The sequence below is a fragment of the Bariatricus sp. TF06-38A genome (assembly GCF_027690675.1).
Taxonomy (GTDB): Bacteria; Bacillota; Clostridia; order Lachnospirales; family Lachnospiraceae; genus Allocoprococcus; species Allocoprococcus comes.
The window spans coordinates 119,615-138,904 of record NZ_JAQFCE010000006.1 but is presented as its reverse complement, the minus strand read 5'-3'; the positions used below and the strand labels follow the sequence as shown (position 1 = coordinate 138,904).

Below are 19,290 nucleotides of genomic sequence, written 5' to 3'. Positions count from 1 at the left end.
CCCGAGGTGGAAACGCCAGAGGCTTACCTATCGCTATTCGGGCAGATTCCACAGTTTGACAAGCTGATTGCAACTATCCGAAGCAGGGAAATCTCTGCTTCTATTATTTTGCAGTCACAGAGCCAGTTAAAGGCAATGTACAAGGATAGTGCAGATACCATTCTGGGCAACTGTGATACTACACTTTTCCTTGGTGGCAAAGAGAAAACCACCTTAAAGGAAATGAGCGAGCTTCTGGGTAAGGAAACTATTGACCTGTATAACACTTCGGAGACAAGGAGTAATCAGAAATCCTTTGGACTGAATTACCAGAAAACAGGCAAACAGTTGATGACAGAAGATGAAATCGCAGTTATGGATGGAGGGAAATGTATCCTGCAGATCCGTGGTGCCAGACCATTTTTCTCGGACAAATATGATATCACGAAACACAAAAACTATCGGCTTCTCGCAGATGAAAACGAGAAGAACCGATACAAAGTTGAGAAAGAGTTAAATCCGCAGTACACACCGAAATCTGAAGAAGAGGTGGAAGTAATTCAGGTGGAGCTGTCGGAGTAACCATGGGAATGAACGGAAAATAATGAGGAAAGGAATAACTGACATTAGGTGCGCCGGCTTTTTAGTCGGTGTTTTTTCATTCCCGTAAACACCTGAAAAAAGTCAGTTTTGGTGAATGTATATGGCATTTTTTAGCAGTGCAATTACAACTTTGAAAACTCTTGTAGTCGCAATCGGCGCAGGTCTTGGCGTGTGGGGTGTCGTAAACCTTCTGGAAGGATATGGAAATGACAATCCCGGTGCTAAGAGCCAGGGCATCAAACAGCTGATGGCTGGTGCCGGAATCATGCTGCTGGGAACTACCCTGATTCCACAGCTGGCAACATTGTTCTCTTAAGAGGAGTGGTAGATGAACACCATCATTGAGAGAATTACGGAAGCGATAAAGGATATCCTGATCGGGCTTATCAAGTCAAGTTTGGATAACATGTTCACGTCTGTCAATGAGCAGGTGGGAACCATAGCCGGGCAGGTGGGACAGACACCGCAGGGATGGAATGCAGGGATTTTTAATCTGATTCAGAATATATCCCAAACGGTGATTGTCCCCATTGCGGGACTGATCATCACCTTTGTCCTGTGCTATGAATTGATCACGATGGTAACACAGAAAAACAATTTCCATGAATTTGAGACTTATAACATTTTCCTCTGGATCTTCAAAGCGTATGTAGCCATTTATCTGGTGACAAATACGTTCAATATCACGATGGCGGTCTTTGATGTTGGCCAGCATGTGGTCAACAATGCCGCCGGGGTGATATCAGGAAACACTGCGGTGGATGCAACAGAAGCAATTACACGGATTGTGGATGCCCTGGAGGATATGGAGTTAGGGGATTTGTTCCTGCTATCCATGGAAACGATGTTGATCAGTGTTACCATGCACATTCTGTCAATTATCATTACGGTAATCTTGTATGGCAGGATGATTGAGATTTACCTTTACACTTCCATAGCACCAATTCCGTTTGCCACTATGACCAATAAGGAATGGGGCAATATCGGAAACAACTATTTAAAAGGCTTGTTCGCACTGGCATTTCAGGGATTCTTCATGATGGTCTGTGTGGGAATTTATGCAGTTTTAGTAAATGCAATGACCATATCCAGTGACCTTCATGCAGCAATGTTTTCAGTAGCGGCTTATACCGTGATTCTTGCATTTTCATTATTCAAGACCGGAAGCCTTAGCAAATCGATATTTAATGCCCACTAACGGGCAGGAAAGGAGCGCATACCATGGCGTATGTACCAGTACCAAAAGATCTTACCAAGGTCAAAACAAAAGTAGCGTTAAATCTGACAAAACGGCAGTTGATTTTCTTTTCACTTGCCGCAGTAGTGGGAATTCCGTTTTATCTGTTCATGAGAAAACCAATCGGTTCCAGTATCGCAGCCATCCTGATGGTAACGATCATGCTTCCATTTTTCTTCATGGCAATGTATGAAAAAGACGGGCTTCCATTTGAAAAAGTGGTGGCAAATATCATTCGACAGAAGTTTATCTGTCCGGCAGTAAGACCATATAAGACAGAAAATTTTTATCAGGAGATTTCCACCCTTGTAAAAAAGGAGGGTGTGCCGGATGGCAAAAAAGACAAAGCAGGAGGCTCAGCAGGAGCGTCTGTCCCTAGCGGAAAAAAGAAACCGTCAGGAAAGAAGAAACAAAAAAAGCAGAAAAGAAAGAGAACAGGAAAAGCGTAGGAAGAAGCAGGAACGGGACCGCAGGAAACAGAAAAACATTCCTACAACTGCACAGCAGAGTATTCCGTATATTCGGATGCTGCAGGATGGTATCTGCCAGGTGACAAAGACCTTTTTCTCTAAGACGATTCAGTTTTATGACATCAACTATCAGCTTGCTTTAAATGAGGATAAAACCACGATATTTGAAAATTACTGTGATTTCTTAAATTACTTTGATTCTTCCATCAGTGTGCAGCTGTCCTTTATCAATCAGCAGGTGGATGTGGCAGAATTTGAAAAAAGTATTGATATTCCGGATCAGAACGATGACTTCAATGCCATTCGTGAAGAGTACCGAACAATGCTGAAAAATCAGCTTTCCAAAGGAAATAATGGTCTGGTGAAGACAAAGTATATCACTTTTGGAATCGAAGCAGAAAACCTGAAGGTGGCAAGACCGAGGCTTGAAAGAATCGAAACAGATATCTTAAACAATTTTAAGGTTCTGGGAGCACAGGCACATTCCCTGAATGGTTTGGAAAGGCTGGAGATTATGTATCATGTGTTCAACCAGGATCGGATCGAACCATTTAAGTTCCAGTATAAGATGCTGCCGGAAACCGGATTAAAGACCAAAGATTTTATTGCACCGACTTCCTTTAACTTTTCCAAGAATCAGACATTTTTGATGGGAAGAACGATGGGGAGTGTGAGTTACCTGCAGATTCTTGCACCGGAGCTGACAGACCGGATGCTTGCAGACTTCCTGGATGTGGATGACAGCATCAATGTTAACATTCATATCCAGTCCATTGACCAGAGTTCTGCGATCAAGATGATCAAGAGTAAGATTTCAGATCTGGATAAGATGAAGATTGAAGAGCAGAAGCGAGCAGTACGTTCCGGTTATGATATGGACGTGCTTCCATCGGACCTTGTGACTTATGGAGAAGAGGCGAAGAACCTGTTGGAAGATCTGCAGTCTAGAAATGAGAGGATGTTCCTTGTAACGGTTCTGGTGATGAATACCGCAAGGAAGCGTCAGAAACTGGATAACAATATTTTCCAGGTGCAGGGAATTGCACAGAAATATAACTGTTCTTTAAAACAACTGGATTATCAGCAGGAAGCAGCACTCATGTCCTGTATTCCACTGGGAGTCAATCGAATTGAAATTCAGAGAGGGCTTACCACATCTTCAACAGCGATTTTCGTGCCATTTACGACACAGGAACTGTTTCAGGAAGGGGAAGCTCTTTATTATGGATTGAATGCATTATCCAACAACATGATCATGGTTGATCGGAAACGTTTGAAGAACCCGAATGGACTGATTCTTGGTACACCAGGTTCCGGTAAGTCCTTCTCAGCAAAGAGAGAAATTACAAACTGCTTCCTGATCACAGAAGATGATATCATCGTCTGCGATCCAGAAGCCGAATATTCGGCACTTGTGCAGGCACTGCATGGGCAGGTAGTTCGGGTTTCGCCAGTATCTGACCAGTATATCAATCCAATGGATCTGAACCTGAACTATTCCGAGGAAGATAATCCACTGTCACTGAAAGCAGATTTTATTCTGTCTTTGTGTGAGCTGATTGTTGGAGGAAAGAACGGACTGGAGCCGGTAGAAAAGACCATCATTGACCGCTGTGTACGGTTAGTATATCAGGAATATCTTGCCGATCCAGTGCCGGAGAAGATGCCAATCCTGGAGGATTTATATAATCTGTTGCGGAAACAGGAAGAGCCGGAAGCACAGCGTCTTGCAACTTCATTGGAGATTTATGTTACAGGCTCCCTGAATGTATTTAATCATCGCACAAATGTAGATATCAACAATCGTATCGTTTGTTTTGATATCAAAGAGCTTGGAAAACAGCTGAAAAAGATCGGGATGTTGATTGTGCAGGACCAGGTATGGAACCGAGTGACTATCAATCGTTCCGCTCATAAATCTACTCGTTACTATGTGGATGAATTCCATCTTCTATTAAAAGAAGAGCAGACAGCAGCTTACAGTGTGGAAATTTGGAAGCGGTTCCGTAAATGGGGAGGTATTCCAACTGGTGAACTGGTTTGTTACTTGTTAGTCGCTTAAAGTGCAAACTATCGCCGTTCTGACTGAAACCGGCAAGTAAGTCAGAAGTATCAATGCGGAAAAAAACGGGAAAGGGGTAGCGACCTAATCCGAGTGGAAGGCTATTCATAATAGAATAGCCACACGCAACGCATAGAGCTTGAACCTGCATAAGCAGAATATAACAGCTCCAAGAGGCCGCATTGCCAGCCGGTACGATATAATCGTGGTAAAAAGATATGCTATGCTGAGCGTGAAATGACACGCTGATGAAAATGGGCGAAAGCCCCAGAGAGGTGGATAAAAAGCCGCCTGATAATAACAATCAGATAACACAGAATATCAAGGATTTGCTGTCTTCCAGGGAAATTGAGAATATATTTGAAAATTCAGATTTTATTTATATGCTCAACCAGGCTTCCGGAGACAGGCAGATTCTGGCAAAACAGCTGAATATCTCACCAACCCAGCTGTCCTATGTAACCAACAGTAATGAGGGTGAAGGACTTCTGTTCTATGGAAATGTCATTATCCCATTCGTAGACAGATTTCCGAAGAATTCCCTCTATAAAATCATGACAACCCGCTTGGAGGAAACTTCTGAAGCAGGTTAAATCAAAGGAGAAAACAATGTTACGAGCAATTTCATATGTATTAACTTTTAGTGGCGGTGCTGTTTTTGGCATCGCTTTTCTCTGTTTATTACAGGCAGGGAAAGGGTATCCGAAGAAGGAGGAGTAAGTAGTGGCAGAACAGAGAATGAAAGTCAGGGATAAGAAAGTCCAGAAGATGACCAAGGATGGTCTGGTGGAAGAAAACCTGACGGATAAATCTTCTGTTCGTGTCAGTAACCGTGCCAGTGATGTGCAGATGGGAGGAAAACAGGGGGAAAAAGAATTAAGCCTTGTGGATAAGTCTTCCCGCCAGTCTGAACGGAGTGGGAAAAATATTCGTCCTTCTGTGCAAAAATCCAGAGATGCACCGGAACTGATACGGACAGAGAAGCAAAGTGAGGATTTTGGACAAAATAGAAAGCAGCAAAACCGGAAAAGGATTCGTGCTGAAGTCGAAAAAGAATCCAGACTTGCAGAAAAATCTGAAGCCGGACAGTCAGGGAGACTGAAAGAAAAACGTGCTGATTTATCAGAAAACAGAGGAGACAGCCGGAGAAATCAGACCGGCGGCAGCAAAAAGCCAAAACAAAAACAGCGTTTGAAATTTGCTTATGAGGAAACTGGTGCTTCTGTGAAAAATGACAAAGATATGGAGAAATTGAACCAGATGGATACGGATGGAGTCAATTTCCGCCATCAAAAACAGAAGGAAAAAGCCAAAAGGTTTTCTTATGAGGAAGCAAAAAAGAAAAAGGAAGCTAAGCAGCATTCCAAGAAGGCACAGGTCTATCGGGCAAATGAAGGGGAAGCTCCTGGAAAGAAGAAATCCCGCTTGAAGTTTGGCGAAGGGGAATCTGTGAAAACAGAAAAAACTTCTGTTGCCAAGAAAGCAGGAAGTGCAACTTCCGCAGCATTGCACCGTGAGATCAGCAAAAATGAAGACGATAATGCGGCGGTAGAAGGTGCCCATAAGTTAGAAGAAAGCGGCGAAGGTGTTTACCGGCTGGAACAGAGAAGTGCCAGACGCAGGAAACAGAGGGCATCCAGAAAAAGAAGCAGACTTGAAAGACAGGAAGAGAAACAGACACAGGCGGCAACCCGTCAGGAGCAGAAGAAACTGAAAAAACAGATTCAGAAGCAACAGATCAAACGGGATTATGCCAAAGCGAAGCGAAGTGAACAGACAGTAGGAACAGCTACAAAAGGTACGATTGATTATATTAAGAAGATTGGCGGTAAGGTCACCAACTTCTTTAAAGAAAACCGGAAGGTGTATATCAGTGTAGCAGTTCTGATCGGATTGATGTTTCTGATCATAACGAATGTCACGTCTTGTTCTGCAGTGTTTTTACAAAATGTGATCACTTATACCGGAACCAGTTATCTGTCATCGGATCAGGCAATCCGGGAAGCGGAACTGTATTACACACAGCTGGAAGCTAATCTGCAGGAGCGGATCAACAACATGGAATCTGAAGAACCGGGACATGAGGAATACCGATATAACATCGGACCTATTGAGCATGATCCGTTTATCCTGATCAGTTATTTGTCAGCAAAGTATGAAGAATTTACCTTTGAACAGGTAAAGCCAGAACTGGATGCTCTTTTTGCATTGCAGTATCGGTTAGAAACAGAAGCAGTCAATGAGACTGTGACAGAGACAGCAACTGTAAGAGTTGGAGAATCTTTGGGACAGGTTGTAACAAGCGGATATTGTAACTGTCCAATCTGTTGTGGTATTTGGAGTGGAGGACCGACTGCCAGTGGAGCATATCCAACAGCCAATCATACCTTAGCAGTAGATGCTTCCAATCCGTTTGTTCCAATGGGAACAAAGGTGGTCATGAATGGAGTCGAATATACGGTAGAAGATACCGGAGCTTTCGCAAGATACGGTGTACAGTTTGATGTCTATTATGACAGTCATGCGGCAGCATCCGCACATGGTCATAAGACCTGGGAATGCTATCTGGCAGATGATAATGGAAGCCAGGAAGTGGAAGTGACCAGGACAAGAGATGTAGATGTGCTGAATGTCACCTTAAACAGCGGAAATCTGATGTCGATCTGTCAGGACAGGCTGGGATTTTTCCAGAAAGAACTGTTCAGTGCCTATAACGATACGAAAGGTAATTTACAGATGTTTGCGACACCGGTTGATTTTAACTGGTATTCCAGTGTGACAAGCTATTATGGATATCGGATTCATCCAATTTCAGGAGCAAATCAGCTTCATAATGGTATGGATATCGGAGCGCCGGAGGGAACAAAAGTAATGGCAGGGCTGACCGGAACGGTTACAACTTCTGCTTATAACGACAGCTATGGCAATTATGTTGTGATCAAGGACAGTAAAGGCTATGAACTGCGGTATGCACATTTAAGCAGCCGGAGTGTATCTGCAGGTGTATCCGTCACGAAAGGTGATGAGATAGGTCTTGTAGGAAATACTGGAAATTCTACAGGAAGCCATCTTCATATTGAACTTTTGAAAAATGGAGAGCGCTTAAACCCGATCTTTTATCTGGAAACTGGAGAAGGGGCAGGCTTTGGCGGCAATGAATACACCAGTGAAGCGGCACAGCGTTTGTTGAACGAAGCAGCGAGATATCTAGGAACACCGTATGTGTGGGGTGGATATTCTCCAAGTGGATTTGATTGTTCTGGATTTGTAAGTTACTGCCTGACAAACTCTGGTGTAAGGAATACAGGAAGATTGACTGCACAGGGACTGTATGACATCTGCACGCCGGTATCTCAGTCAGAAGCACAGCCGGGAGATTTGATCTTTTTTACAGGCACTTATGATGCAGGAGTTCCGGTAACGCACATTGGAATTTATGTGGGTAATGGTCAGATGATCCATTGCGGTCATCCAGTGCAGTACACGTCCATCAATTCACCTTATTGGCAGAGCCATTTTTATGGATTTGGACGATGGTAAGGAAAAGGGCGGTGTAACAGCCGTCCGGAAAGGAGAAGCGATGAAAAGTCTTGAAAAAGCAACGGCGGATTATGAGAAAGCCAAGGAAAAAATGGAAGCATCCAAAGCCAGATATGAAGCAGATTTAAAGCGGTTCAAGGCTGCGGAGATTGCAAAAACAGAAGCGGAAAATCTGGAAATTGTAAGAATTATCCGTGCAATGGATATGAGCATTCCAGAATTGGAAGCTTTCAAAAAGAGAATGAAAAATGAACTGCCCGGCAGGGTAGAAATACAGAAGGAGGAAACAAGGTCTGATGATGAATTTAGAGAAGATGAAACAGAAGAAATCTAAAAATAGCGTAAAAAAAGGATTGCTTGCGGCAACAACGATTCTTTGCCTGACATCGCCTATGTTGCAGACACAGACTGCTTATGCAGCTGAGAATACCACACCTGCGATTACGATTGAGAAACCGGATGGATGGAAACAGGGAGAAACAAGCATTGCTGTTACGGTAGATGCCAGTCATATGCCGGAAGGTTTCTCAATAGCAAAGATTGAAGCAAAAGCAGGAAAAGATGGAAACTGGCAGGATGTAACCGGAAGCGGAACTATCACGATCACTGGAAATCAGACAGTGTATGTGCGTGTGACAGATGGTGAGGGGAAGGTCTATGAGCAGAATCGCTCTATTAAGTGTTATGACACGGAAAAACCGACACTCTCTGCTTCCCTGACAGATGGTGTGCTGACGATTCAGGGGAATGATACAGTATCAGGGATTACTGCGGTAACAGTTAATGGCACCACTTATACAGATCTGAAGGATGGAATGCTGAGAGTGCAACTGACACAGAAAGATTTTATAACAAAACAGATTGAAATCACGGTAACAGATGGTGCCGGAAATACTTCTGAGAAGTATGTACTGCAGAATCCTTATTATGAATGGGCAAAGAAGCAGGCAGAGAAACAGAAAACATCCAGTGACAGTAATGGCGCAATGGCAACTACGACCAGTGCAGATGCAACGGGGACTGAGAAAACAACGACTTCACCGCTTCCGCAGGATGCACAGGCTTCTGAGCCGACAGATGCAAAAGGAACCGTGGATGATCGAACAGTAACAGGTATTGAGGAACAGCTTAATAAAGAAGGCGAGACAGCAGATTCTGTTACTAAAACAGCCACGGAAGGCACAAAAGAGTTTTATACCATTTCAACTAAGAGTGGTAAGATTTTCTATCTGATTATTGACAATTCAAAATCTCAGGATAATGTGTATTTCCTTACCGAAGTCAGTGAGAAAGATCTGATGAACTTCACACTTTCTGATTCAGTGACACTTCCGGAAGTGGATACGGTTTATGCAGAACCAGAGAAAAAAGCAGAGGAAGAAAAACCGGAAACGACAGAGTCAGCTGAGAAAGATAAGGTAGAGGATGAAATCCAGATGCCAGAAGATAAAAGTCCATTCGGAACGTATCTTTTGATTGCACTGGTTGCAGTCGGAGCTGCGGCAGGAGGATATTATTTCAAAGTCTATAAACCAAAGCATGAATATGATGACGAAGATGAGATGGAAGAGGATGAAGATGAATCCGAAGATTCAGAGTCAGAAAAACGGGAAGTAGACGATGCAGATGAGCAGGAAGAAAGTGCAGAACCGGAAATCCTGAGAGATGAAGATTTTAATGATGATGTACTGGAAGATGAAGAAGAGGAGCAGGAGTAAATGAAATTAGTGATTGCAGAAAAGCCATCGGTTGCGATGGCACTGGCTTCCGTGCTTGGAGCCAGAACAAGAAAAGATGGCTACGTGGAGGGAAACGGTTATATCGTTTCCTGGTGCGTAGGACATCTGGTTGGATTATGCGATGCATCGGAATACGATGAAAAATATAAAAAATGGAGATATGAAGATCTGCCGATTGTGCCGGAATGCTGGAGACACAAGGTTTTGGATGGAACAAAGAAGCAGTACGGAATCTTGAAAAAACTGATGAGAGATTCCAATATAGATGAAGTGATCTGTGCTACTGATGCAGGACGTGAAGGAGAGTTAATCTTTCGTCTGGTGTATGAGCAGGCAGGATGCAAAAAGCCGATGAAGCGGCTCTGGATCTCTTCCATGGAGGAACAGGCAATTAAAGATGGATTTGCGTCATTAAAAGACGGTTCGTGTTATGACAGTCTCTATCAGTCAGCACTTTGCAGGGCAAAGGCAGACTGGCTGGTGGGAATCAATGCGAGCCGTCTTTTTTCCGTTCTGTATAACCAGAATCTGAAAGTCGGAAGAGTGCAGACACCAACACTTGCCATGATTGTGGATCGAAATCAGAAGATCAAGGAATTTACCAAAGAAAAATATTATATGGCTCATATCAAGTTTGACGATATGGATGCAGTTACAGAGCATTTTCAGAAAAAAGAGGATGCAGATAAAGTGGCTGCGGACTGCCTGGAGCGGATGTGCGAAGTGGAAAAGGATGATGTGAAAGAGAAAACAGTCCGCCCTCCGAAGCTTTATGATCTGACCACCCTGCAGAGGGAAGCTAACAGAATGTTTGGCTATACCGCACAGCAGACATTGGATGCCGTGCAGGAGATGTATGAGCAGAAGCTTGTCACTTATCCGAGAACAGACAGCCAGTATCTGACAGATGAGATGGGAGAAAGCACAGAAACTCTGATTCAGATGTTACTTGGGAAAATGCCTTATGCTGAAGGCCTGGAATATCAGTCGGACGTTAGTAAGGTATTAAATTCAAAGAAAGTATCTGATCACCATGCGATTATCCCAACCATGGAAGTAGTCAAAGCAGATATTGGTGAACTGAAAGAGCGAAACCGCAAGATTTTGTATCTGATCAGTGCCAGGGTGCTGACAGCAACTGCAGATCCTTATATTTATGAGAGTCATAAATGCCAGATTACCTGTAATTATCATACGTTTTATCTCACGGCAAAGAAAACAAAGCAGGAAGGATTCAAGGCAATCGAAAATAAATGGAAACAGTTCTTTGGCGTAAAGATTGAGAAAGAAGAGCCGGAGCTGGATATCTGGGATGGCAAGCATTACGGCCCTTGTGATTCTTTTGTATCGGAGCATTTTACACAGCCACCGAAACAGTATACAGATGTGATATTTTGTGAGCGTAAGGAGTGGATAGGAATTGAAGAAAGGAGTTCAGCATGAGAAGAAAAAAAGATAAAAGCAATGGCATTACTGCTTTGTATGAAAGACTGTCTCGTGATGATGATAATGCTGGAGAGAGTAACAGTATCGTTCATCAAAAGCAAATGCTTGAAGATTATGCTATAAAACATGGCTTTACGAATCTTGTTCATTTTACCGATGATGGTTGGAGTGGAGCGACCTTTGACAGACCTTCATGGAACAGACTTGTTGAAGGTGTTAAAAACGGAGAAATCACTGCCTGTATCTGCAAGGATATGTCCAGAATCGGCAGAGATCATCTGCAAGTAGGTTTTTTCACTGACATTCTGTTTAGAGAAAAGGAAGTTCGATTTATAGCAATCAATAATGGTATTGACAGTGACCGTCAAGAAACCAGTGAGTTTGCCCCTTTTCTGAATATCATGAATGAGTGGTTTGTCAGGGACACAAGTAAGAAAATTAAAGCTGTACTGAAATCCAGAGGTTCTTCCGGCAACGCTCATACAAGTAATATCCCACCATACGGCTATTTGAAAGACCCCGAAAACCCCGACCATTGGATTATTGATGAAGAAGCTGCTGAAGTAGTCCGCAGAATTTATCGCATGACTATTGAGGGAAAAGGACCTTATCAGATAGCAAGAGAACTTTCAGAAGAAAAAATAGAAAGACCGTCTTATTATCTTGGAAAAAAGGGACTTGGAAATCATGCAAGCAACTATGACAAAGAAAATCCGTATATGTGGCGAGGAAATCAGGTTACTACTCTGATTGCCCGACCAGAGTATATCGGAAAGACTGTCAACTTCAGGACATTCAAAAATTCCTATAAGGACAAAAAGACGAAAAGGGCAGACAAGGAAGATTGGGTGGTTTTTGATGATACACAAGAGCCTATTGTCGATGAAGAAACATGGCTGCTTGCTCAAAAGTTAAGACAGAATGTAAGAAAAGCAGATCCTATGGGCGAGCCTAATGTTCTGACCGGAAAGATTTACTGTGCTGATTGTGGTGCGCCGATGTATAATCACAGGCAGCGGAAAGGGCGAGAAAGAATATACTATACTGCCAAAGGCGAAAAAAGGACAAGTTATTCCAATCCGGCAGATTGTTATGAATGTTCCACTTATAATCTTGCTTATCAGAAGTATGATCGTCACTGTACTTGCCACCATATTTCAACAAAAGCACTTAAAAGCATCATTCTGAAAACCATACAGGAGACTTGCCATTATGTTTCTTTGAATGAGCAGGAGTTTGTCTATTCTCTGCAAGAAGAATCGGCGATGAAAGATATTGCTGTTTCTGAAACTGTAAAAAACCGCATTGAAAGAAATCAGAAGCGAGTTCACGAACTGGATATGCTTATCAGGAAAATCTATGAAGATAATGTGATTGGAAGATTGCCGGACAGACTTTTTCAGAGTATGCTTACTGATTATGAAAATGAGCAGAACGAGCTGAACAAGATTATTGAGACTGACACCGCTGATATGCAACGGATTATAGGCGGTCAAAATAATGTGGAGCGTTTTCTAAAGCTGGTCAAAAAGTATGAGAACATTACAGAACTTACTCCTGCCATGATAAATGAATTTATCGACAAAATTCTGGTTCACGAGCCACAAGGAAAAGGTGCAGACCGCACCACAGAGGTGGAGATATATCTTAACTATGTCGGGCAATTTCAAGTACCTGTGGAGCAGCATGAACCAACCGAGGAAGAAAGGATTGCTGCTGAAAAAGAGGCGGAACGACTTCGCAGAAAACGAGAATCCAATCGTAAGTATATGAAAAAGATTCGTGAGAAATCAAAAGAATTTGCGGAGCATGAGCGTATAGCAGAAGAAAAAAGCTCTGATAGCAATGTGTGTGTTGAACAGAACGCCACAAGCAAATCAAATCGGCAAAAAGTGAAAGGAGAAAAAATAGCATGACAGAATTGAAACCACGAATCCATGATGAAAGCAATGGTCTGGACTATGTTCTTGTGGGCGATTACTATGTGCCGGACTTGAAGCTGCCGGAGGAACACCGCCCTATCGGTATGTGGGGCAGACTGCACAGGACATATTTGGAGCAGTACCGCCCTGCAAGGTTATCTGCCCTCTGTTTATCCGGCGAACTGCATACTTACCTTGCTGACCTGAACGAACAGGCAGCGGAAAGGTGCAGCCTTATCATTGAGCAGATGAAACAAGCCGAGGGTGTGACCGAAACCATGAAAGCAGATAATCAGATGTTGTGGGTACAGTCCATAAACTCTATCCGTAACCGAGCCGAAGAAATCATCAGACAGGAAATGATTTACTGCTGATTTTATCAAGTCCAAAACCAACAATTTTATATCGTCAACGAAGCGACAGGTATTTCCTTATGAAGTGTCTGTCGCTTTTCATTTATCAAACTTTAAGGAGGAAAACACAATGAAGATGAACCGGAATGAAATGGAAGCCCTTTATGCCTTTGGCTGTCCGAACCTGAAAGCAACTGTCGAGCGTTTGCGTATGGTGGCTGCCCTTGCACCCGATCCGGTGGCGAAGAAGCTGTTTTATATGCTTTCCGTCAAGCTGAGTGCTGAGGGTGTTGAAAGGTGGTATCGTTGCTTTTACCGCAGGCTGAGGGTGTTGAAAAACCGTAGGGAGGGCTGCTATGACGAGACTGACAAAGATTGAGAAAGAAACAATCGTTCTCTTTAATGAGGGCGAGGACAAGGCAAATATCTACACCCACAACGCCGGATTGAAAAAGAGGTTGGCTGCTTTTGCTAAGAAGTACCCTGACCTTTGCCGACTGGAAAAATCCAATGTTCAAGGCGGTGTTTCTTATGAGCTGGCAAAGTCCCGTCTGTCTATCCGTTTCCTGCCGCCTTACAGTGAGGAACGCAGACAGAAAGCCAGTGAATATGCGAAAAAGCATGGGCTGAACAGCCAGCAGGGATAATGTGATAATCAGGGCTGATATGCGGTTAAAATGTCAGGTGCAGACCTGATGTTTTGACCGTTGCCTATCGCCTGTGAGGAAAGTATCGGGGACTATGGATTTTGCGGAAATGTGCGTTATAGGTAAGTAAAAAACTACTTGATAGAGCGTGAATTGAATTGTTCATATCGGTATGATATAATTTACTGAAATGAAGCAAGAAGGTGGACTTTTGTATGAAAAAATTTTTGAAAATATTGCTAATCATTGTAGGAATAGTTTTTTTGATTTTTGCAGCGCTGATATGTATTGGACTGTTTGTTGATTATGATGACCATATTGAAAATGGTCGTTATACTTATGTTCCGGAAGATGACAATAAAGACAATGCATATGTCGAATTCAATTTGAGTGATTACGATAAAAAGGATTCTGAACTCATATATTATAGTTCTGTCGAAGAAGCTATTTTGAATTCTCCTTTGAATGCTGAAAATGAAGAATTTTCTGTTCCAGAAGATTTTCTTAATCATGTTGATGAAATATTGCATATATGGAATGGCAAACAGTATGATACTATTTTCTATCGGGCAGGAAGCGATAACGATCCCGTTCAAGGTTTTGTGATGGCACGCTGCAAAAAACAGGTGGAGGAAGCAAGTGTACAATATGCGTTTGTAAATGCTACACCAGCTACCACTACACCAGATACCACTTATGGGGGAGACTTCAAAAAATTTATCCATTTATCTTTAACAATAAGTGATATTCAACAAGACTTAAATCCAAATTATCCGGATACCAGATTCGTTTTTGGCTATGCACATGATAAAGAAATTTACTCATTAGAAGTAGAAGGTCAAAAGCCAGATGGGATTATAGAATATGAAGAATATGGTAGAACGATGTATATGTGGTATTATAACGATTTGAAAAGCAATAAAAGAGGCGATTGTCTGAGCTACTCAGTAGATGTGCCAGAGTAATTTTTCAAATTGGCTAATCTGCCACAACTGAATATGACCGTCAAGGTCAGATGAAGAAACCGATGTATTGAGCGTAAAGCGATCATGCGTCGGTTTTTCTTATTTCATGAGCTGACAGAATTCCGACTGTATATCACCCGTGAGGAAAGTATCGGGGACTATGGATTTTGCATAAATGCGCGTTACAAGGCTTGAACAGGAACTCTGCACACAAATTTTTTCTTCCATTCGTTAAGTTGATGAAGTATAATGAAAAATAAGATAAAGTTAATTCTTGGAGGTGTTATTCATGTTTGGTTTTAAGAAAAATGAAAAGCCAACGCTCATTATTGAAGCAAAAGATCTAATGGAAATTATCAAGTCTGATTATGATAATGATATGGCTTTTACTCTTATTGAGTTTTCCTATAATGAGAAAAAATATGTGATGGGTTCCTGTGTTTTACCTGCTAACGCAGAGGAATGTAAAGAAAATATATCTTTTATATTTCAAGACAGAGTTTTTGAAAGTTTTGAGGAATTTCAAACTGCTATTATTATAGATAATAAAAACATCTTACAATTAGAAAAACCCCTTGAAATTTTAAGAGCAGGAATTATTGATAATGAGCCTATGCTGAAAACGCCATGGGGAGATAAAAGATTAGCTGATAAAGCTGTTAATAAATAGCGTGTCGCTTTGAAAGGAGTACAAATTTATGGCATTATTGATGTTTAGAACTTTTGGAGTGATTATAGTATCATTTATAGTCTTAATTATGTATGTTTTGCATAGAAAGAAAAATGGGAAGTTTATAAAACGAAAGGCTGTCAATGAAGAAGAAAAAATAAAATATCAAAAATGGGAAAAAATAATCAATGTGATGGCAGTTGTTGGGTTATTGATTCTCGGTATATTTATAACTGTTCCTTGTTGCTTGGATATACCTTATTTACTATCTAACAATTTAGTTGAAGTTACCGGAGAAGTTACACAAGGTGCAATGTCAGGAGAAAACTCTAATAGTGAAAGAAGAATACATATTAGAGATGAGAAAACTGGAGAAGAACATTCATTAAAATATTGGGGAACAGGTAGCGATTTAGGAGATAAGATAACTGTAAGGTATTTACCACACACAGAATATGGGTATGTAGTTGAATAGAATAAAAATAAATATCCTATTTTGTTTTGGGAAATTTGTAGATTACCTGTAATCTGCCACAACTGAATATGACCGTCAAGGTCAGATAAAGAAACCGATGTATTGAGCGTAAAGCGATCATGCGTCGGTTTTTCTTATTTCATGAGCTGACAGAATTCCGACTGTATATCGCCTGTGAGGAAAGTATCGGGGACTATGGATTTTGCAGAATTGTGCGTTACAAGGCTTGAACAGGAACTCTGTACACAAAATTTTTTCTTCCATTCTTTAAGTTGATGAAGTATAATGAGATATGAAAAAGTGAGGTTTTAAATACTCGAATTTAAACAATCATTTTTATATAGCTGGAACTATGGAGGGCAAAAAATGAATGATTTTTTACGAATGTGTTTGAATATAATTACACAAATAGGCCCCTATTTAGTTGTACTTCTTCTTTTGAAATATCTTATAAATCTTCAACAAAAGAGAGCTAAAGAACGAGAGGAAGAACAGAAAAAGGGAATAATTAGAACGCATTATACAATAAAAACAGAGAAAACATTGACTATTATATTTGTTTTTGGAATTTTATTTACAGGAGGTTGTACTGTAGCAAGTGCTATCCAACAGGATGATATATTTCCTCCCTTGGTATTTGGCATTGCATTTGTTGTGTTTTTTATAGGCTCATTGAATATGATTATGTGGAAACTGGAAGTGGATGAAGATGAAATCACATGGCGTTCAACTTTTGGCAGAAAGAGAACTTTTCACTTTGAAGATATTACCTATTGCGAGAGAAGGAAAGGTTCTATGCGTGTATATGTAAATGGAGAAAAATTATTTACCATTGATAGTAATATTGACAAAGAAGAATTTATGGAGGACATAAAAAGAAGAAGAATCCCTGTAAAATCTTACTGGGCAAATCAGCATAAGAAAAATCGTAAATGACATAGATTTTATAACAGTACGATGTTAGACAACTGAATATGACCGTAAAGGAAGATGAAATATGAAAAAAGAGTTGAAACAAATATTGCTTATATGTTTATTTTTAATTATTGGTTGTGTACTTGGTTATTTTGTAGCACTTAATCAAATGAATCAACTTAGTGACCCTGAGTACATTGCGTTTTGGACAAGTCAAAATATGTCTGTTCCTGAACCATTAGGATTTACAAGAAGTATTCTTTCTTTTGGATTGCTTTTTGCTGGAATACCAACAGGTTTGATTTTTTATAGTGGTTTAGTTAAGAAATGGCTAACTCCTATCGCACCTAAAATTATAATTGGATTTGTTACTTTCCCGATTTATACACTTGCTGGAGTAATCGGTTCAATTCCTTTTATCATCTATAAAGGAATTTTTCTATTCAAAAATAATAGATGTAAATGACAACGAGCTTTTCAAGAGTAGGGTGTTTATCAACTACTTTTTAAGGCAACCACGCAAGGACGATCAGCTACATAGTTGGTCGTTTTTGTTTATCCATTTGCAGATTATCCGTAATCTGCCACAACTGAATATGAACGTTAAGGTCAGATGAAGAAACCGATGTATTGAGCGTAAAGCGATCATGCGTCGGTTTTTCTTTTTGCAAAATAGTCCGGTGGACTGTTTTGTAAAACCGAAGGAACTGACGGAGCTTGGGACGGGGCGAAGTCAGTTTGTTCGGGCGGGAGTACGGAGGGTGCAACCCTTTGTGCATGGGTACAGGGAATGCAATATCCCTGTGCAGGTCAAGGGCGGCAGCCTTGCCCAGTTAAGTGGCGTTTCGCCACTTAGTACTGGGTATTACTTGACGCAGAAAGCCGCAAGGAATCAGCTTCGCTGCCCTTCTCCCCTGTCGGGGAAATCAAAAAGAAAAGGAGGAACTCATGTGAAATTAACAAGACACAATGGACGAGCCGGAAAGAATGGCGTTTATAATCCGAAGCACAATGACCGCAGTTTTGACATTGCCAACAGCGAACACATTGACGAAGAACGAGCCAAACAAAATCTCTATTGGGACTGTTACAATGGCTTCCGCAATTTCAAAAATCCCGAAAAGGAAAATGAGCTGTCTGCCACTTTTGAAGATGTGGAACAGCTTTTTTATCGTCAGCGGTATCGTGATTTTGTGACCGGACAGAACGAAAGAAATGTGAAGAACCGACACCCTGAAAGAAATAAGGAAACCGGAGATTTACTCAAAAGCAAAAAGACCTGTCCAGAGGAAACGGTCTATCAGATTGGAACGCTTGATAATCATGTTCCACCGGAATTGCTCATTGAGATCGTCACAGAATTTATGGAAATCGTAAATGAGCGTTTCGGTTCTCATGTCCATATCCTGAATTGGGCTCTGCACTTGGATGAAAGTACCCCTCATATTCACGAGCGTCATGTGTTCGACTGTGAAAATCAATATGGGGAGATTGCCCCACAACAGGAAAAGGCTTTGGAAGCACTGGGGTTTGAACTGCCGGAACCGGAGAAGCCTGTCGGAAGAAAAAATAACCGCAAGATGACTTTCGATTCAGCTTGCCGAGTGCTGCTGTTTGATGTGGCGAAAAAGCATGGCTTACAACTGGAAGAAGAACCGGAATATGGTGGTCGTGCATATCTGGAAAAACAGGACTATATTCTTTTCAAGCAAAAGGAGCAACTGGCAGCACAGGAGCAAAAGCTGGAAGAACTCACGATGAAGATTGAGGATGTGGAAGCTCTGGTGGACGAGGTTGCCGATATTGCCTATGACAAGGCGGTTGAGGTCGTTGCTGATACTGTGAAACTGGAAACGCACAAGGAGGATATTAAGCTGGTGGAGCAGTCTAAGGCATGGGTTCTCTCCCCTGAGCGTAAGGCTTCAAAGAAAGAAATCGAGTATGCAACGAAACGATTGGATGGCGTGATTGCCAGAATCACAAACGCTATGAAATCAACCATTCAGAAAATTCAAACCACGCTGATGAAACCGGAGGTCAAAAAAGCCGGAACGGAGCAAATCAAGAAGAAAGCCAAAAGTTCCATTATAGAGCAGTTGAGCCGAAAAAAGAAAGAAATGGCAGAGCGTGAAGTCAGCCGGACACTTCCGGCGAAAAGCAAAAAACAGGATATGGAACTCTAAAGCACTTGCTGTTTTCACTTTGAAAATGACAGGTGCTTTTGCTTTAGGAAGCAAGAAAATATCTTCCATTCTTTAGGTTGATGA

19 protein-coding genes and 2 pseudogenes are annotated in these 19,290 nt (G+C 41.5%); all 21 read left to right on the top strand.

Annotated features, from left to right (window positions below; all coding sequences use genetic code 11):
- Positions 1-561 (top strand): type IV secretory system conjugative DNA transfer family protein (locus PG418_RS07450; RefSeq protein WP_498837259.1); only part of this gene is annotated, 561 nt, incomplete at its 5' end.
- A 121-nt stretch (positions 562-682) separates the two neighbouring features.
- Complete coding sequence (locus PG418_RS07445; RefSeq protein WP_017144663.1) at positions 683-898, top strand: Maff2 family mobile element protein; 216 nt, start codon at positions 683-685, stop codon at positions 896-898.
- A gap of 12 nt (positions 899-910) precedes the next feature.
- Positions 911-1,780 (top strand): VirB6/TrbL-like conjugal transfer protein, CD1112 family, encoded by an 870-nt coding sequence (locus PG418_RS07440; RefSeq protein WP_055039902.1) that lies wholly within the window; start codon positions 911-913, stop codon positions 1,778-1,780.
- A gap of 23 nt (positions 1,781-1,803) precedes the next feature.
- Positions 1,804-2,268, top strand: coding sequence for a PrgI family protein (locus PG418_RS07435; protein ID WP_117457256.1), 465 nt, complete (start codon positions 1,804-1,806; stop codon positions 2,266-2,268).
- A pseudogene (locus tag PG418_RS07430) lies at positions 2,150-4,321 on the top strand (VirB4-like conjugal transfer ATPase, CD1110 family); the annotation flags it as partial. The gene PG418_RS07435 and the pseudogene PG418_RS07430, both read left to right, overlap by 119 nt.
- A 338-nt stretch (positions 4,322-4,659) precedes the next feature.
- Positions 4,660-4,944 (top strand): annotated as a pseudogene (locus PG418_RS07425) (hypothetical protein); the annotation flags it as partial.
- Positions 4,945-4,960: 16 nt separating this feature from the next.
- Positions 4,961-5,071: a hypothetical protein gene (locus PG418_RS07420; RefSeq protein WP_008688066.1), complete on the top strand. Its 111-nt coding sequence runs from the start codon at positions 4,961-4,963 to the stop codon at positions 5,069-5,071.
- A gap of 18 nt (positions 5,072-5,089) precedes the next feature.
- Positions 5,090-7,891: a CD1108 family mobile element protein gene (locus PG418_RS07415; protein ID WP_118582948.1), complete on the top strand. Its 2,802-nt coding sequence runs from the start codon at positions 5,090-5,092 to the stop codon at positions 7,889-7,891.
- Complete coding sequence (locus PG418_RS07410) at positions 7,872-8,225, top strand: DUF4315 family protein (protein WP_243006457.1); 354 nt, start codon at positions 7,872-7,874, stop codon at positions 8,223-8,225. The genes PG418_RS07415 and PG418_RS07410 overlap by 20 nt, the downstream gene beginning before the upstream one ends.
- Positions 8,188-9,609 carry a CD1107 family mobile element protein gene (locus PG418_RS07405; RefSeq protein WP_330421645.1) on the top strand — a complete coding sequence of 474 codons (1,422 nt, stop codon included), beginning with the start codon at positions 8,188-8,190 and terminating at the stop codon, positions 9,607-9,609. Before PG418_RS07410 ends, PG418_RS07405 begins: the two co-directional genes overlap by 38 nt.
- The gene (locus tag PG418_RS07400; protein WP_498837258.1) at positions 9,610-11,073 is read left to right on the top strand and encodes a DNA topoisomerase; all 1,464 of its coding nucleotides are present in this window, start codon (positions 9,610-9,612) and stop codon (positions 11,071-11,073) included.
- Positions 11,070-12,992: a recombinase family protein gene (locus tag PG418_RS07395; RefSeq protein ID WP_003023119.1), complete on the top strand. Its 1,923-nt coding sequence runs from the start codon at positions 11,070-11,072 to the stop codon at positions 12,990-12,992. Before PG418_RS07400 ends, PG418_RS07395 begins: the two co-directional genes overlap by 4 nt.
- A complete protein-coding gene (locus PG418_RS07390; protein ID WP_117553176.1) occupies positions 12,989-13,372 on the top strand; it encodes a TnpV protein in 384 nt (127 codons plus the stop codon). Before PG418_RS07395 ends, PG418_RS07390 begins: the two co-directional genes overlap by 4 nt.
- Positions 13,373-13,481: 109 nt before the next feature.
- Entirely contained in the window at positions 13,482-13,730 is a 249-nt protein-coding gene (locus PG418_RS07385) for a ferredoxin (protein WP_117553177.1), read from the top strand.
- The gene (locus PG418_RS07380; RefSeq protein ID WP_005930793.1) at positions 13,708-13,998 is read left to right on the top strand and encodes a hypothetical protein; all 291 of its coding nucleotides are present in this window, start codon (positions 13,708-13,710) and stop codon (positions 13,996-13,998) included. Before PG418_RS07385 ends, PG418_RS07380 begins: the two co-directional genes overlap by 23 nt.
- 215 nt (positions 13,999-14,213) lie before the next feature.
- On the top strand, positions 14,214-14,963 hold the full coding sequence (locus tag PG418_RS07375; protein WP_117553178.1) for a hypothetical protein: 750 nt from the start codon (positions 14,214-14,216) through the stop codon (positions 14,961-14,963).
- Between the two features lie 289 nt (positions 14,964-15,252).
- Positions 15,253-15,633: a hypothetical protein gene (locus PG418_RS07370; protein WP_003023131.1), complete on the top strand. Its 381-nt coding sequence runs from the start codon at positions 15,253-15,255 to the stop codon at positions 15,631-15,633.
- Between the two features lie 28 nt (positions 15,634-15,661).
- Entirely contained in the window at positions 15,662-16,108 is a 447-nt protein-coding gene (locus PG418_RS07365) for a hypothetical protein (protein ID WP_003023134.1), read from the top strand.
- A 366-nt stretch (positions 16,109-16,474) separates the two neighbouring features.
- Entirely contained in the window at positions 16,475-17,044 is a 570-nt protein-coding gene (locus PG418_RS07360; protein ID WP_118710272.1) for a DUF6560 family protein, read from the top strand.
- Between the two features lie 61 nt (positions 17,045-17,105).
- Positions 17,106-17,489, top strand: coding sequence for a hypothetical protein (locus tag PG418_RS07355; RefSeq protein ID WP_003021642.1), 384 nt, complete (start codon positions 17,106-17,108; stop codon positions 17,487-17,489).
- 181 nt (positions 17,490-17,670) lie between these two features.
- Complete coding sequence (locus PG418_RS07350) at positions 17,671-19,206, top strand: plasmid recombination protein (protein WP_181968097.1); 1,536 nt, start codon at positions 17,671-17,673, stop codon at positions 19,204-19,206.
- The last annotated feature ends 84 nt before the right edge of the window (positions 19,207-19,290 follow it).

Coding starts and splice junctions, on each gene's coding strand:
- PG418_RS07400 (WP_498837258.1), top strand. CDS start 9,610: ATGAAATTAGTGATTGCAGAAAAGCCATCGGTTGCGATGGCACTGGCT.
- PG418_RS07380 (WP_005930793.1), top strand. CDS start 13,708: ATGACGAGACTGACAAAGATTGAGAAAGAAACAATCGTTCTCTTTAAT.
- PG418_RS07350 (WP_181968097.1), top strand. CDS start 17,671: ATGCGTCGGTTTTTCTTTTTGCAAAATAGTCCGGTGGACTGTTTTGTA.
- PG418_RS07385 (WP_117553177.1), top strand. CDS start 13,482: ATGAAGATGAACCGGAATGAAATGGAAGCCCTTTATGCCTTTGGCTGT.
- PG418_RS07445 (WP_017144663.1), top strand. CDS start 683: ATGGCATTTTTTAGCAGTGCAATTACAACTTTGAAAACTCTTGTAGTC.
- PG418_RS07395 (WP_003023119.1), top strand. CDS start 11,070: ATGAGAAGAAAAAAAGATAAAAGCAATGGCATTACTGCTTTGTATGAA.
- PG418_RS07405 (WP_330421645.1), top strand. CDS start 8,188: ATGATGAATTTAGAGAAGATGAAACAGAAGAAATCTAAAAATAGCGTA.
- PG418_RS07370 (WP_003023131.1), top strand. CDS start 15,253: ATGTTTGGTTTTAAGAAAAATGAAAAGCCAACGCTCATTATTGAAGCA.
- PG418_RS07420 (WP_008688066.1), top strand. CDS start 4,961: ATGTTACGAGCAATTTCATATGTATTAACTTTTAGTGGCGGTGCTGTT.
- PG418_RS07360 (WP_118710272.1), top strand. CDS start 16,475: ATGAATGATTTTTTACGAATGTGTTTGAATATAATTACACAAATAGGC.
- PG418_RS07375 (WP_117553178.1), top strand. CDS start 14,214: ATGAAAAAATTTTTGAAAATATTGCTAATCATTGTAGGAATAGTTTTT.
- PG418_RS07390 (WP_117553176.1), top strand. CDS start 12,989: ATGACAGAATTGAAACCACGAATCCATGATGAAAGCAATGGTCTGGAC.
- PG418_RS07355 (WP_003021642.1), top strand. CDS start 17,106: ATGAAAAAAGAGTTGAAACAAATATTGCTTATATGTTTATTTTTAATT.
- PG418_RS07365 (WP_003023134.1), top strand. CDS start 15,662: ATGGCATTATTGATGTTTAGAACTTTTGGAGTGATTATAGTATCATTT.
- PG418_RS07440 (WP_055039902.1), top strand. CDS start 911: ATGAACACCATCATTGAGAGAATTACGGAAGCGATAAAGGATATCCTG.
- PG418_RS07415 (WP_118582948.1), top strand. CDS start 5,090: ATGAAAGTCAGGGATAAGAAAGTCCAGAAGATGACCAAGGATGGTCTG.
- PG418_RS07410 (WP_243006457.1), top strand. CDS start 7,872: ATGGATTTGGACGATGGTAAGGAAAAGGGCGGTGTAACAGCCGTCCGG.
- PG418_RS07435 (WP_117457256.1), top strand. CDS start 1,804: ATGGCGTATGTACCAGTACCAAAAGATCTTACCAAGGTCAAAACAAAA.